A 13,969-nucleotide genomic window follows, 5' to 3' on the forward strand; every position below is an offset into this window, starting at 1 on the left:
GCCGGAGGTTACGTCACAGGAAGCCCGGCTGTCCCGGGAAGTCCACATACCGTCGGTAGTGGACTCCCGGGACGGGCGGTCAGGACACCAGCGTCCACTTGTAGGTGTTGGACTTCACCGGCGCGGTCGCCGTCTTGGTCCACACCGTCTTGACGTTGCACGGCGCCACGATCTGGGTCTTCTTGACCGTCATCTTGCGCGCCTCCTTGAACTGCTGCAGGCGCTTGGTCTGGCCGGACGGCACGTTCGCGGTGTACGACCACGTGTCGGACCGCGAGTAGCTGGCGCCGACCGTGATGCCGATCGACACGCTGGCCTTCGCGAAGATCACCCCGGCCTCCGCGCTGGTCGTGCCGGTGATGGAGGCGTTCACACTGGACGTGGTGTTGCGGCTGAACGTGATCGAGCCCGGCCCGGTCAGGTAGTCGCTGCGCAGGCTGGTGGGCAGCCACGCCTTGGAAACGCCGCTGAACGAGTAGGAGACCTGCCCGACCTCGGGACACGCCGCCGACGCCTGGAACCCGGCGCCCACGACCGCGGGTGCCAGCAACCCGCTGACGGCCAGCCCGGTCGCTGTGACGAGTGATCTGACGCGCATGACATTCCCCTCTTGCAGTTTTCATCCGCCGAACGTCGGACGAATAGCCGGACGAAATTCGGGAGTACCCCAGTGAGGGTGATGGCCCTCTTGCTTACCAGGCGGAACTCTGACAGATTCTGGCTTCGCCGCGGTATACCCGTGGTTTCGTTGATCACCGGACTGGGGCTGAAGCGGTGGATTTCGACGTACTGGGGCCGCTGCGCGCCCGGAATGAGTCGCACGAGGTGCGGATCGACGCTCGTCTGCAGCGCGTGCTGCTCGCTGTGCTGCTGGCGCGCGCCAATCGCGCGGTGTCCACGACGGTCCTGCGGGAAGCGCTCTGGGACGGTCGGCCGCCTCGGTCGGCAGGCAAGGTCCTGCAGGTCTACGTGCACAGACTGCGCCGCGCACTGGGCGAGGCTGATCGGATCACGCACGAGAGCGCCGGGTACGCGGTCGTGGTGCGGCCGGGGGAGTCGGACGCGACGAGGTTCGCCGAACTGCACGCGCTGGCGTTGCGGGAACATGCGGCGGGGGCATTGTCTGCGGCGAGGGATTTACAGCGAGAGGCGCTTGGGTTGTGGCGCGGAACACCTTTTGGCGGCATCGGGGATGTGCCGGTATTGCACGCCGAAATAGACCGGCTGCAGGAGCAGCGACTGGCCGCGTACGAGGAATGCATGGCCCTGGAACTGGCGCTCGGTAATCACTCGAAAACGGTCGGTGAACTGACTGGGCTGGTCAACGAATACCCAGTTCGGGAGCGGCTCAGGGCCCAGCTGATGCTCGCGCTGCACCGCACCGGCCGCCGCGCGGACGCGCTACGCGTCTTCGACACCGGCAGGCGCCTGCTGGCCGAGGACCTGGGCATCGATCCCAGCCGTGAGCTGCGCGCCATGCACGCCGCGGTCCTGCGTGATCTGCCCGAGCTCGACCTGCTCTGCTGGACGCCGCGGCGGACATCGCCGGGGCCCGGTCACTGCTGCCAGCCGGGCCAGGGTCTGTCATTACACGGCGTAGGCACCGTTAGCCCGTCGGGTCACACATGGTGACCGGAGTCGGTGAACTTCCGGTGTGGACACTCGGATCCGCGGTCGGTCCCGGGTTACCGTCCGGGATATGACCGACCAGCCCGAGTTCCCCCACAGCTACGACAGCGCCGACCGCGCGATGGGCCACGCCCGGGTCGAGTTCGCCGAGATGCTCTTCGCGGAAGCCTCGGATGTCGGCGCGGCGCCCGAGGCCGCCACGGAGTTGACCGCGCAGGTCCAGGCATCGGCGCTACTGGCGCTCTACTACGAGATGCGGCACGGCAACGACCTGCGCGAGGCGCAGATCCGTGCGTTGGACGCGCACAGACTCGCGCTCGCCGAGCACACCGACCGGCAGATGTTGGAGACCCCGGCACTGCTGGGGGCCGTGCCCGGCGGCGACCACGAGCTCCCGCCCGCCCGCGAGCCGATCGACTGACTCGCTGGGTGTCAGCGCGCCGCCCGCCTGCGGCGGCGCTTGGCGGCGACGGCCGTGAACGGTAACGCGTCGACGAGTTCGTCCGGCGCGCTCAGCCGCCACGCCTCGTAGACCAGTTCGGACAGTTCGTCGGCTTCGACGCGGTCGAGGTGGACCACGACCCAGCCGAAGCCGCCGGACGTGAACTGCTCCTCGAACACGTCGGGCCGTTCGGCGACGAGCGCGAGCTGCTCGGAGACCGTTTGCTTGAGCCCCGCGGTGTGGGTCCGCGGCCAGTAGTAGCCGAACTTCCTGCCGTGCACGCTGAAGGACGTCCACTGGCTCGCCTCGGACCGTTCGACGTCCGTGAGCCGGTCGACCATCCGCTGGAACTCGTCACTGTGCACAGCCACCGGCGCAGTTTAGTGGGGGACCCCTCCCCGCGAACCGCAGTACGGTCGCTGTCGCGACGAGGGAGAGGACGAGGATGAAGCGGTGGCTGGTCGTCGTGGCGGTCGGACTCGGAGTGATCGGCGCCGGGTGCTCGACACCGGGCCAGCCACCGGGCGCCCCGGCCGCGCCACCCGGGCCCGCGCCGACGAAGGAAGGCGTGGCCTGGGCGGAAACCGTGTGCTCCACGGTGAAACAGCTCGACAAGACGCTGGCCGAGCCCGATGCCCCTGGCGTCGCCCGCTACCTGGAAGACTGGGCCAAGGCGCTGCGCGGCGTCACCCCGACGGGCGTGGCCCCGGCCGACGGGTTCGTCGCGGACCTGGCCAAGGCGCTGGAGGCGGCCCAGTCCCAACCGGCCACGGCACTCGCGCGGATGACGCCGCAACAACCCGAACTCGCCGCCGCGGCCGGGCGAACGCCCGAGTTGAAGGTGTCGTACAACGTCGCGCCCGCATGCACGCCGATCGAGGGCTCCGAACAGGCCGCACCGACCAGGGACATGGTGATCTGGGCCAACGTGATGTGCCTGAGCCACAGGGACCTGGCCACGTTGCGCACGGATCCGCTCAACGAGCCCGCACTGTCCGACCCGCGTTTCGCGGGGGCCGCACCGGCAGCCCTGTCGCTGTACATCCAAGGCGCGGGCCGCCCGCTGGACGACGTCGTCGAACTCCTGGACACCGCGAAACCGACCGGCATCACGGACGCCGACAACTATCGGACGGCACTGCTGGCGGCCGTGCGGACAGCCAGGGAGAAGCTCCCGCCGAGCGGGAGCGGCAGCGGCATGACCGACTGGATGCGGATGCCGATCGACCAGTTGAAGGCCAAGGCGACCGAGATCGCCGCGGCGCTCACCCCGGCCAAGCCCAAGGACGCGGACCTGCGGGCGCTCGTGAGCGGGAACCCGCCGCTGGCGGCGGCGCGCGGCGTGGCACCGGCGTGCGAGGTCAAGGACAAACCACTGCCCCCCGCGGCGAACGGGACCGATGTCGCGGCGTGCGCGAGCGGCAAGTGCCAGGTGCAGATCACCGATTCGGTGGACGTCACCGTGGCCGGGTCGGCCTTGCGGGTGGTCGTCCGTGACGCCCAGGTGACCGTGACCGACGCCACCGGCGTGGTGAGTCTCGGCGGTGGCGGCGTCGCCTCGTTCGGCGACGGCAAGCGAACGATCACCGTCCAACTGCTCGGCGCGAAGGGCAACACGGCGGTCGTGGACATCAAGGCCTCATGACACTGATGCAGAATGCGGTCATGTCTCGTCGTACCGCGATGTTCCTGACGGCCTTCGGTGTGTGGTCGTGGGTCATCTGGATCACCTTCGCCAAGAACCTGTGGGACTCCGACCGCGCATGGGCCGCGGACGGCTCGCCGACCGCGTACTTCGTCGTCCACGCGGTGCTGACTGTCGTGTCGTTCGTGCTCGGCACGGTCATCGGCGTCATCGGCTGGCGGGGCCTGCGAGCACGGCGTCCGCAATCCGCGTGACGCCTCACCGGTCGTCGGCCATGATGTAGCGCTGTGGAGTCCACTCGAGTGGACCGCTGGTTGTGGGCGGTCCGGCTGACCAAGACCCGCACGGACGCGGCGGCGGCGTGCCGAGGCGGGCACGTGCGCGTCAACGGCAAACCGGCCAAGGCCGCGACGAACGTGACCCCGGGTGACGAGGTCCGCGCGCGAGTCGGTGCCGTCACCCGGGTGGTCGAGGTGGTCCGGGTGATCCAGAAACGCGTCGGCGCCCCGGACGCGGTGACCTGCTACATCGACCGCACACCGAAGCCGCCGCCCGAGGCCTTCGCCCCCGTGGCCGCCCGCGACCGAGGCGCGGGCAGGCCGACGAAACGCGACCGCCGAGTCATCGACAAGTTCCGCAGTGGTGGCCTGTGAGCGCGCAGCACGAGATCCGCGCGGTCCACACCGAGAAGACGATCACGGTGTACCAGGCCTACCACCCGTCGATAGGCCTGGCGGCGGCCCGCGACGGCAAGTTCCCGGACACGTGGAAGCGCGACCGGATGACGTGGATCAAGCCGTCCTTCCTGTGGATGATGTACCGCTGCGGCTGGGGCAGGAAAGCAGAATAGGAGACCGTCCTGGCGATCGAGATCACCAGGGACGGCTTCGAATGGGCGCTCCGCAACGCCTGCCTGTCCCACTACCAGCCGGGCCTCCACGCCGACCGGGCAACCTGGCAACGCGCGCTGAAACAGGCACCGACCCGCGTCCAATGGGACCCCGAACGAGACCTCCACCTCAAGCCGCAGAACCACCGCAGCCTGCAACTGGGCCTCGCGCACACGGCAACCGAGCGCTACGCCGACGAGTGGATCGTGTCCATCACGGACACCACCCCGCTGGCCCACGAGATCCACGCCATGGTGACCGCGGGCCAGCTGGCCGAAGCAGCCGCCCACCTGCCGCCCGAGCGGCCCTACCACATCGACGACGACCTGCTCAGCCACCTCCGCTGAGCAACCCCGGAGCCATCGTCTAAACTGGTCCCGTAAGCACCCGTAGCTCAACGGATAGAGCATCTGACTACGGATCAGAAGGTTAGGGGTTCGAATCCCTTCGGGTGCACGTCCTCAGGGCGACCCTGCTCGGTGGCTGTGCCACCTCGCCGGGTCGTCCGTTTCATTTTGGGGGGCCGAGCCCCCCAAGCCCCCCACGGTGCTTGCTTCTCGCCTTCCAGCGGGGGCGTGTTGGTCTTCACCAGCGGTGGGCGCGTTGGGCTTTGCCAATGGGCGTGTTGGGCTCAGCAGTTGATCATCATTTCGTCGAATTGCTTGTCGGCGTCCGCGTCGGTGAGCGCGCGGACGAAGCGCTTGGCACTGTCGAGGCAGGGTTTGGCGTGTTCCACATCCCGCTGCAGGCGCTGCTTGTCCGCCTCGGACTGTGAACGTGCCTGCTGAGCGCCCTTGAGTTCGTCGGCCGTCTTGGTGAGGTCGGCGCGCACCGTCTGCAACTCGCTGGTGGTGCCCTTGTGGTCACCCTGTTCGACGAGCCACAGCGCCGCGAACGCACCTGTACCGAGGAAGAAGATGACTGCCAGCACGATCAGCGCGGTCATGACCTTGTTGCGCGGCGTGGACTGCGTGGTGGGGAACGGCTGGCTCGGCGGGAACTGCTGTGCAACGTCGATTGCCGGTTGCGCGGGGATCGATCCGCTCGGTGAGAACGGCTCCAGGTGGGTCGGACCGCTGTTGTGTGTGGGCGGCTTGCTGTCGCCGGACGACTGGTAGTCGCTCGTCGGCAGCACCGCGGCTGGGAACTGTTGCCCCGGAGACGGCGGCGGTTGTTCGGAGACCGATGGTCGGTCCTGGTCGTCTGGCATGTCCGTCCCTGGTTTCGCTAGCACGGCCACTTGAAAGGTGCCGTGGTCGTGTCGATGAACTGCTTCTCCCGCGCAGTCTTGGCCAACTCCTTGGAGTTCGCCGCGCACGCACGTAGGCCTTCCATGGTGATCAGCCGGTACCTGGAATTCTGGTAGTCCGCCTCGCTGAGGTGGTACTGGGTCTCGGCGTCCCGTACTTTCGCACGCAGATCGACCACTCGTTCGCGGCCGTCCGTGAGCTGGTCGCTCGTCGCGCGGTGGTCGGCTCGAACGCGAAATGGCCTTCCTCGAACGGAATTCCGGTTTGCTCGGCACCCCACGCGAGGTGCTCAAGGCGCTTGAGGGCGCACCAGGAACCAGGCGAACGCCGACAAGGTCAGCATCGAGGACGGCGATGTCCGGCTCACCGTTCACCGGCCGGACGAACGCGACTGCGTCGGTCTGACCGTCGCCGTCGGCAATGGCGAAGCCACGACGTACGAAGTGGGCTTCAGCCCCGCCGACGGGCCGATACCGGTGTCCTCTGGCGTGGTCCATGTGCAGGCGCGTCACGACACGGCCGTGATCCACGCGGAGGGCGTGACGATCACGGTGCGCCGGATGCCGAACCTGACGAAGCGGTTCGAACTCGCGGTGGCGGCCGGGCACGACCACAAGACAAGCTACGAACTGGACTTCACGTAGTCAGCCGCTCGAACGCCCAACTCTGCCCTTTCGGCCAGTGACAGTGATGATCAGCACTGTTATTACGGGAGGCGTGCATCCAACGGTGCCCGAGCATGCGGGCGAGAACGAACGCGCGCTGACGGGAGCCGATGGGCGGCAGGGTTCCGCGCGGGCAACCGGTGGCACGACCGGGGAGTTGTTGCGATTACAGGCATTCGCTGGGAACCAGGCCGTCGCGAGGATGGTCGGTGGGGGATCGCTTGCCGTTCAACGGGACCCCGGGACAGCGACCGCCGCTGACGCCACGGTGGACACGGTGGTGCGGCTGCTGCGTGAGTTCGGTGACCGCGAGGCCACGCTGAGAGCCTGCCTCGCCGCGGGCAGGCGGTGGGATGACGTGCAGCGGGCGTGGGAGCAGACGCGGGATCCGCGGTCGTTGCTCGACGCGGCGCGAAACATGGCGCAGGGCAACGGAGACGCCGCGCGGGTGTACGCCTACCTGCGGTTCGGTCAGCTGCGTCTGGCGGACAAGCTGTTCATCGCCGGTATCGGCGGCGGCACCGACGAGGACACGATCTGGCGGCTGCTGCCCGCGGTCCGATCCAGCCTCTCCACGGTCACGCAGGAGTTCACCGACAGCTACGGCAAGAACGACGCCACTTCCTACGGCGCGGAGTACACCGACGACGCGCCGTTGCTCGACGGGAGCCCGAACCGGGTCGCCGGGCTGCTGGACGACGAGATGGACGGCGCCGACCTGATCAAGTCGATGGCCCTGCTCACGTACGGCGAGCTCCGCCCGGTCGACGAGGTCCAGATCGCGCTCCGTTCGGTGCACGTGTTCCATGGCGACATCATGGCGGCACTGGACAAGGTGCACCGCGGCACGCCGGACGGCACCAAACCACCCGCCGAGGCGCAGTACCAGACGAGCTACCGCGCTGACCTGCGTGGCATCCTCGGCGCCGAACTCGGCGAGGCCAGCAAGAACTTCCGCCGGGCGCGGCTGATCCTCGACGGCCAGTTCACCCCGCTCGCCCGGATCCGGATGGCGTGTGAGGCGTGGGTGGTGGACACCGAGGAGATCTTCACCGCGCTCACCGAGGCCACCCCGGCCCAGCTGACCGAGTCCGCCGCGGAGATCAGGCGGCTGGTCGGGGAGAAGTGGACGATCTCCGACGCGGAGGAGCAGCGGATCGACGCGATCCTGCGCCAGGGCACGTCGATGGCCGACCGGCTGGCGCAGTTCGGGCTGAGTGCCACCGACACGCAGGGCGTCATCCAGGCAGCGCTCAAAGACGAACGCGTCCGGCAGGCGTTCCTCGTCGAATACCCCAAGCACGAAGACTTCTACAACCGGTTCACCGGCAACGGCACGATCGGCGGGGCCGTGCTGTGGGGCGACCAGCTGGTGTCCCAGGACTGGCAGGAGCGTCTGCGGCTGGCCGTGCAGATGCGTTCGACCGAGGGCGTCACGTGGGTGTTGCGCTCGTCGGTCACCACGGACGAACTGCGCGCCCAGGTCCGGGCGAACGTTCAGCTCGTCACGCAGATGCGGGACATGGACGGGTGGCAGGGCATCGAACCCCTGATCATGCCGCGCGACGACCTCCAGGCGCGGTCCGCGTGGCTCGGCCAGCGGTTCGACCGGGAGAAGGGCCTGTGGGGCGGGACGGCGTCGGCCGCCGCCTTCGAGGACGAGAAACGGGCATTGGACGCGGCGATCGGGACCGCGGCGGACCCGTCCCGGCTCACCCCGGAGGAACGGCAGCGCATCGGTCCGCTCGCGACCGGCGCGGAAGACGCGTTGAACTCGTTCATCCAGGTTCGTGACCAGCTGGACGCGATGGCCATCCAGGTGGTCGGGATCGCCATCGGGCTTGTCGTCGGGCTGGCGACCGGCGGTGCCGCCGCCCCGCTCACCGCGAGCCTGCTCGCGCGGACCGCCCTGATCCAGGGCTGCGCCAACGTCGCGTCGGTGTGGGTGGTCAAACAGGAACGGATCACCGGCACCGAGGCGGCGCGTGCGTTCGCGGTCGGCGCGGCATCCGGCGTGACCAGCGTCCTGACCGCGGGTCCGGTGATGCGCATGCTCTCCCCGGCGTACGCCGAGGCCGCGCTCACCCAGTCCGCCCAGGTGGCCGAGGCCGTCGCGCAGCGGGAGTTCGCCGGGTTCGGACTCGGCACCATGCGCGCCGCGATGGACGGCTTCGCGTCCAACGCGGTGGGCAGCGCGGTGGACTCGGCGTCCCGTTCGCAGACCTGGCAGCACGGCATCGTCAGCGGCCTGACCACTGTGCTCACGGAAGCCGGGCTCGGCGGTGTCACCGGCGCGGCCACCAGTGCCGCCACGTCCGCGTTGCAGACCGCAATGTTCGGTGGCACACCGGGCGCGCCGCCGCCGCAACCACCTGCCCGGCCGGACCCGGCGCTGATCACCCGGGCCCGGCTGCTGCTCGAATCCGGCGAGACGCTGTCGTGGCAGCACTGGAACGCCGAGATACTGCCGTCGTTCGGCGCACACGAGCAGTCCGCGCGACAGGCCCTTGGCCTGGCACGGCAAGCCATCCTGCGGGACATCGCCGCACGGGTGGGTGCTGACCTCGAACCGCTTGGTGTCACGGTCGAGGTGCCCGCGGTCGCCGCGTTCGACCACGTGCTCGAAGTGAACATCCGCGCCACGGACGGCGCCGTCCCCGGGGCCGTCGAGCAGGCCGCGCAACGGGTGCGCCAGGAACTGGGTGAGGCCGCGGAGACGCGGCTCGGCGTCGTGGTGCGGTCCGGCGAGGCGGTCGGGGGGACCCGAGGTACCGACGTCTACCAGCTCGGCACTGAGGCGATGCGGCCGATGGCGTTGGACAAGGCCTTGCAACGGCAGGTGATCGGGGACGGCAACTGGGCCGTGCCCGGGACGAGCGTCAAGCGGGTCGACGTGTGCAAGCTCGAACTCACCGTGCCCGCCGCGACCCAGGGCGGCCAGCCGATCGTGGTGGACATCGAGGTGCGCCTGGTCGGCAACGCCAACCTGCCCAGCGGTGCGCATCCGACGCCGTCCGGTGGCAGCGCGGCTGGCCCGGGACGGTTGCAGGTCAGCCCGCCGGCGACGCCGGGCGGGCACTGGACCGGCACCGTGTTCGTCGACGCCATGCTGATGCAGGAGAACGTGCGGTTCGTCGTCGGGCACGAACTCGACGAGATCGCCGGGGTGGTGCAGCGCGTGTCCACCGCGTCCGGCCCGATCACCGACGCCATGATCGCGGGCGAGCAACAGGCGGGCATCTTCACCTCGCACCCCGCGCCGGGCGCGCAGCCCACGTCACACGACCACGCCACCGCGATCGAGCTGTTCGAACTGCACCAGCAGATGGCCGAGGCGTTGCGGGAGAAGGCACAGGCCCTGCGCAGGGGCGACAGCAGGACGGCGGAGGAGTGGGACGCCAGGGCCCGGCGCCGCTCGAGCAGCATGCAGCGCCTCGTCGACTGGATGGCGCTGGACGACCCGGCGAACATGGAGGCGAAGATCCGGCTGCTGCAGCAGCACTGCCGCACCTCCGACAGCCAGGTGCGGGAACAGTGGATGGAGTTCGTCGAGGAACTGCGCGCGATCGGCGGGCAGGCCATCCACGCCCGGCTCGCGGCCTCGGCGGCACCGGCGTCCCCGCTGGTCGACGCGGCGCTCGTCGGGCACCTCGCCTACGCGGCGCCACGAACCAGCGGCGCGTTCAAGGAAAAGGGTCTCGACGGCGGGCACAGCGACCCCGAGTTGCACAAGTTCGTCAACGGTTCCAACCTGGGCTTCCGGCTGGTCCAGGAGGGCCCCGGAAAGGCCGCGGGCGCCAACGTGTTCCGCAAATACGCCCAGTACATCTGGGAAGGCACCGGACCCGCGCCGCGACCAGGCGACCCGGGGGCACCGTCGCCCGGCGCGCCGACACCGCCAGGGTGGGCACGCAGCGACGTGTGGAAGACCACGGCACAGGACTTCCCGGCGTTCCTCACCCAGGCCAACGCGGCCATCGAGGCACACGTGCGGACCAACGGCCCACTGCCGGTCACCGGCACGGTCACCATGGCCACGGCCGACGGTGTGCCGATAGTCGTGATGGCCCGCGACGGTAGAGTCACCACCATCTTCATCGACGACAGCTGGCTCTGACATGGACCTGTCACTGGCCCGGGACCTCGACTCGCGGGCACGAGCGCTCGACGACCTCACGATGACCGCGGCCGACCCGGAGCAGGTCGCCCTCACGCACGTACGCAGGCGTGGCCTGTTGGCGGACCTGTCCGTGGCGGCGTATCCCGGGGGGAGCGCCGACGAACTGGAACGGGACGGCCTGGTCTGGCTCGCCGGTTACGTCCGCGCCGCCGAGGCGCGAGCCGCATACCTTGTCAGCGACCAACGCGCGGCAGTCGGCCCGACCGGTGACGTCGACGTCTCCCTGGACTGGTTCCGGCTGGCCGCACCGGTGCCGCCGGGCGTCGACCCGTTGACCTGGCTCGCTCGCTGGGAAAGGATCCTCGGCGCGGAACCCGTCGGGGCGGGCATGGCGGGATTCGCCATGGTCCGCGAGGGCGGCCGGTGGTACCGCATGGAATGGCGGCGTGACGACGGTCAGCGGCCCGCACTGCTCCGAGTCGAAGAAGGTCCATGAACCGCGTGGTCCTCGTGCTGACCCTGGTGGCGCTCCTGGTCGCGCCGTCAGCGGCGGCCACCAGCACGGGCACGACGATCACGGTTCTCCAGCTCAACCTCTGCCACGGTGGAATGGCCGGGTGCTATCGGGGCGACGCGGTGCTGCGCAGGGCATCGGAGGTGATCAGGACGAGCAGGCCGCAGGTGCTGTCGCTGAACGAGATGTGTTCCGGTGACATCGATCGGCTGCGCCCAGCGATGGGGCCAGCTCGTGCGTTGTTCGTCGCGGCCCGCAACCTCGATGGCACACCGGTGTTGTGCACGGGCAGCGACGAGCAGTACGGCAACATCATCATGGTGTCGCTCGGATTCGCGGGCACGACCGAGGAATCCGGTGTGTACGCCGCCCAGTACACAGCCCCGGACGGCATCGGCGAGCTGCGGTCGTGGGCGTGCCTGCCCGCGGCACGGCTCAGCGCCTGCACCACGCACCTCTCATCGGACAACGCACCGACCGCTTTCGCACAGTGCAAGGAGTTGATGGGCCGTGTGGCTGGTTATCCACGCCCTACCGTCGTCGCCGGTGACTTCAACCTGGATGACGCGTGTGACCCCGGCGCGTTCGAGCGACGGGATGACGGCGGGGTCCAGTACGTGTTCGCCAGCGACGACGTGTCGTTCGTCAGAACGAACGAGATCGACATGACGGGCACCACCGACCACCCCGGCCTGCTGGTGACCCTAGCCAGCCGATAGCCGAAGAGACGCGTCCAGGCTCCGCACCAGTTCGCCGACGCGGCCACGGCCACCTGGAGCGACGGGGTAGCGCCTCAGGACGTCCACCACGACGGGGCTGGCCGACCCCCGTGCCTTCTCGATGTAGGCGGCGCCGATCCGGCGGTCGTCAGCGGCGTCGAGCTCGAACGCCCGAGCAGCGTGAGCGGCCGAACCAAGAATGTGGATGACCTGGGTCGCTTTGGCCAACGGGTGCAAGAACGCCGCGCTGGCCGCGGCGACAGCAGCGCGGGCGACGTCGCCGGCCGCCTCCAGCCCAGCGTCGCGGGCCTCCTGATACGCCTTGTGCGCCGCCCATGCGCTGTCGCGGATCACCTTGGTCCGTTTGGCTCCTTGTGCGAACACCCGTGCCGCGTCGATCGCTGCTCGTGGACGCGGGTCGCCGGGCCGGTCGCGTTCGAAGATCACCAAGGCGGGTTCCGCGCAGGCCACGGCATAGCCCGCGACCTCCCGCAGTTCGGCCATGTCGAGGTCGATGGTCGGGTTCACCAGGTGAACCGTATCGTTGAACCGCCGGTGGAAACTTTCCAGGAAAGCGGTGCTGACGTCGTGGTGCCCGACGATTCCCATGCCGTGCTGATCGGCGTGTCGGCCTATGAGGACGCCGAGTTCCGGCCGATCCGCGCCGCGCGCAGGAGCGTGGAGGCGATGCGCGCCTTGTTGACTGATCCGGTGTTGTGCGGGTGGCCGCCGGACCGGGTCACGGAGATCGTCAACCCGAGCCTGGCTGTCGACGTGGCCACGGGGCTCGTGGATCTGGCCGAGAAGACCACCGGGGCGCTGCTCGTCTACTACGCGGGACACGGGGTGCTGTCGCCCCGCGCGGAACTGTGCCTGACGGTGACGTCGACCCGCTGGAACCGTCCGAAGATCACCGGGCTGACCTGGGAAACCGTCGCCGAGGTGCTGCGCTCCAGCTCCGCGCGCGTCCGGCTGGCCATCCTGGACTGCTGCTTCGCCGGTCAGGCCATCGAGGCGCTGACCGACTCGTGTGGGCCGCAGAATCACAGCGGTTAGCCGCCGTTTTGCGTGTCCGGCAGCCAGCGGACCGACTGCCTTGCGTTATACGCAAGATGGTGTGCATCTCGCGCAAAGCGGACCTACCGTGGCATCATGACGCACCCAGCCCAGGTCGAGATCCTTGACCTCGACGCCGAGGTTCTCGCCGAACACACCCAGTCCATCGTCGAGTGGCTGCCGATCGACACGCCACCGCACCAGATCCTGGATCTGGGCTGCGGGACCGGGGCGGGCACGTTCGCCTTGCTCGACCGGTTCCCCGACGCGCGGGTGACCGCCGTCGACTCCTCGCCCGACCACCTTCGCCGTCTGCGGGAGAAGGCGGACGACCACGTCCGCACGATCCAGGCCGACCTCGACGAGGAATGGCCGGACCTCGGTGAACCCGACCTCGTGTGGGCGTCGGCCTCGATGCACCACATGGCCGACCCCGACCGCACGCTCCGCCAGGTCCACGACACCTTGGCGCCCGGGGGACTGTTCGTCGTCGTCGAACTCGCCGGGTTCCCCTGTTTCCTGCCCGACAACGCCCCTGAGGACCGGCCGGGCCTGGAGGAACGCGTGCACGCCGCGAGCGACCGCCTGCACGCGGTGCACGTACCGCACCGCGGCGCCGACTGGGGACCGAAGCTGACCGCCGCGGGGTTCACCGTCGAAGGCGACCGCACGGTCGCCGTCCACATCGAACAGTCCCGGTCCGGCGCGGTCGGCCGGTACGCCCTCAACGGCTTGCGGCGCATGCGTGAAGGCCTCGCCGACTCGCTCACGCCGGAGGATCTCGCCGCGCTGGACCGGCTGCTCGACACCGACAGCCCGCACAGCGTCCTGCGCCGCGACGACCTCGCTGTCCGCACGGAGCGCACCGTCTGGGCGGCGCGCCGTGGCTGAGTAACCGGATCCAGTCGCCGCGTGGCGAATCGACACGTACCCGTACGACCCGGCATGGGTCTTCGAAGGCGAGTACCCACCACAAAGGACGGAACGCGCGGCGGAGTGCACGCGCGGTCACGGACGCGGGGTTCGAGTCCGTGACCAC

General features: G+C 69.3%; 16 protein-coding genes, 1 tRNA gene and 1 pseudogene. 13 read left to right on the top strand and 5 right to left on the bottom strand.

Features of this window, described 5'->3' with window-relative positions; all coding sequences use genetic code 11:
• Positions 1–79: 79 nt before the first annotated feature.
• Positions 80–598 (bottom strand): hypothetical protein, encoded by a 519-nt coding sequence (locus tag ALI144C_RS35805; protein WP_076991669.1) that lies wholly within the window; start codon positions 596–598, stop codon positions 80–82.
• A 176-nt stretch (positions 599–774) separates the two neighbouring features.
• On the opposite strand from ALI144C_RS35805, the gene ALI144C_RS35810 reads away from it, so the two are divergent.
• Together ALI144C_RS35810 and ALI144C_RS35815 are read left to right on the top strand one after the other, a co-directional pair.
• Positions 775–1,632, top strand: coding sequence for an AfsR/SARP family transcriptional regulator (locus ALI144C_RS35810; protein WP_076991670.1), 858 nt, complete (start codon positions 775–777; stop codon positions 1,630–1,632).
• A gap of 67 nt (positions 1,633–1,699) precedes the next feature.
• On the top strand, positions 1,700–2,050 hold the full coding sequence (locus ALI144C_RS35815) for a hypothetical protein (protein ID WP_076991671.1): 351 nt from the start codon (positions 1,700–1,702) through the stop codon (positions 2,048–2,050).
• 11 nt (positions 2,051–2,061) lie between these two features.
• Here ALI144C_RS35815 and ALI144C_RS35820 read toward each other — a convergent pair whose 3' ends face one another.
• Positions 2,062–2,442, bottom strand: coding sequence for an MmcQ/YjbR family DNA-binding protein (locus ALI144C_RS35820; RefSeq protein WP_076991672.1), 381 nt, complete (start codon positions 2,440–2,442; stop codon positions 2,062–2,064).
• Between the two features lie 74 nt (positions 2,443–2,516).
• On the opposite strand from ALI144C_RS35820, the gene ALI144C_RS35825 reads away from it, so the two are divergent.
• The 5 genes and pseudogenes from ALI144C_RS35825 to ALI144C_RS35845 all read left to right on the top strand — a co-directional run bounded on the left by ALI144C_RS35825 (position 2,517) and on the right by ALI144C_RS35845 (position 5,062).
• Positions 2,517–3,716: a hypothetical protein gene (locus ALI144C_RS35825; RefSeq protein WP_076991673.1), complete on the top strand. Its 1,200-nt coding sequence runs from the start codon at positions 2,517–2,519 to the stop codon at positions 3,714–3,716.
• Between the two features lie 20 nt (positions 3,717–3,736).
• Positions 3,737–3,970, top strand: coding sequence for an SCO4848 family membrane protein (locus tag ALI144C_RS35830; RefSeq protein WP_143231072.1), 234 nt, complete (start codon positions 3,737–3,739; stop codon positions 3,968–3,970).
• Positions 3,971–4,003: 33 nt separating this feature from the next.
• On the top strand, positions 4,004–4,369 hold the full coding sequence (locus tag ALI144C_RS35835) for an RNA-binding S4 domain-containing protein (protein WP_076991674.1): 366 nt from the start codon (positions 4,004–4,006) through the stop codon (positions 4,367–4,369).
• Positions 4,366–4,953: pseudogene (locus ALI144C_RS35840) on the top strand (DUF4291 domain-containing protein). The gene ALI144C_RS35835 and the pseudogene ALI144C_RS35840 overlap by 4 nt, the downstream one beginning before the upstream one ends.
• A gap of 36 nt (positions 4,954–4,989) precedes the next feature.
• A tRNA-Arg gene (locus tag ALI144C_RS35845) sits at positions 4,990–5,062 on the top strand.
• Between the two features lie 175 nt (positions 5,063–5,237).
• Here ALI144C_RS35845 and ALI144C_RS35850 read toward each other — a convergent pair.
• Together ALI144C_RS35850 and ALI144C_RS35855 are read right to left on the bottom strand one after the other, a co-directional pair.
• Positions 5,238–5,816, bottom strand: a complete 579-nt coding sequence (locus tag ALI144C_RS35850; protein WP_143231073.1) for a hypothetical protein — start codon at positions 5,814–5,816, stop codon at positions 5,238–5,240.
• Positions 5,817–5,833: 17 nt separating this feature from the next.
• Positions 5,834–6,034 carry a hypothetical protein gene (locus ALI144C_RS35855; protein WP_076991676.1) on the bottom strand — a complete coding sequence of 67 codons (201 nt, stop codon included), beginning with the start codon at positions 6,032–6,034 and terminating at the stop codon, positions 5,834–5,836.
• A gap of 310 nt (positions 6,035–6,344) precedes the next feature.
• Between ALI144C_RS35855 and ALI144C_RS57975 the strand changes: the two genes are divergently transcribed.
• From ALI144C_RS57975 to ALI144C_RS35875, 4 genes are all read left to right on the top strand, one after another.
• On the top strand, positions 6,345–6,500 hold the full coding sequence (locus tag ALI144C_RS57975) for a hypothetical protein (protein ID WP_237774482.1): 156 nt from the start codon (positions 6,345–6,347) through the stop codon (positions 6,498–6,500).
• A gap of 85 nt (positions 6,501–6,585) precedes the next feature.
• Positions 6,586–10,638, top strand: coding sequence for a hypothetical protein (locus ALI144C_RS35865; protein ID WP_076991678.1), 4,053 nt, complete (start codon positions 6,586–6,588; stop codon positions 10,636–10,638).
• 1 nt (position 10,639) lies between these two features.
• Complete coding sequence (locus ALI144C_RS35870) at positions 10,640–11,137, top strand: hypothetical protein (protein WP_076991679.1); 498 nt, start codon at positions 10,640–10,642, stop codon at positions 11,135–11,137.
• Positions 11,134–11,874, top strand: a complete 741-nt coding sequence (locus tag ALI144C_RS35875; protein ID WP_076991680.1) for an endonuclease/exonuclease/phosphatase family protein — start codon at positions 11,134–11,136, stop codon at positions 11,872–11,874. The genes ALI144C_RS35870 and ALI144C_RS35875 overlap by 4 nt, the downstream gene beginning before the upstream one ends.
• On the opposite strand, the gene ALI144C_RS35880 is transcribed toward ALI144C_RS35875, so the two are convergent.
• On the bottom strand, positions 11,860–12,378 hold the full coding sequence (locus ALI144C_RS35880; RefSeq protein ID WP_076992029.1) for a putative immunity protein: 519 nt from the start codon (positions 12,376–12,378) through the stop codon (positions 11,860–11,862). The genes ALI144C_RS35875 and ALI144C_RS35880 overlap by 15 nt on opposite strands.
• Before the next feature lie 51 nt (positions 12,379–12,429).
• Here ALI144C_RS35880 and ALI144C_RS35885 point away from each other — a divergent pair, with 51 nt between their 5' ends.
• Together ALI144C_RS35885 and ALI144C_RS35890 are read left to right on the top strand one after the other, a co-directional pair.
• Positions 12,430–12,930, top strand: coding sequence for a caspase family protein (locus tag ALI144C_RS35885; RefSeq protein ID WP_168211430.1), 501 nt, complete (start codon positions 12,430–12,432; stop codon positions 12,928–12,930).
• Between the two features lie 96 nt (positions 12,931–13,026).
• Entirely contained in the window at positions 13,027–13,821 is a 795-nt protein-coding gene (locus tag ALI144C_RS35890) for a class I SAM-dependent methyltransferase (RefSeq protein ID WP_076991682.1), read from the top strand.
• The last annotated feature ends 148 nt before the right edge of the window (positions 13,822–13,969 follow it).

It is taken from the genome of Actinosynnema sp. ALI-1.44, from assembly GCF_001984155.1.
Taxonomy (GTDB): Bacteria; Actinomycetota; Actinomycetes; order Mycobacteriales; family Pseudonocardiaceae; genus Kibdelosporangium.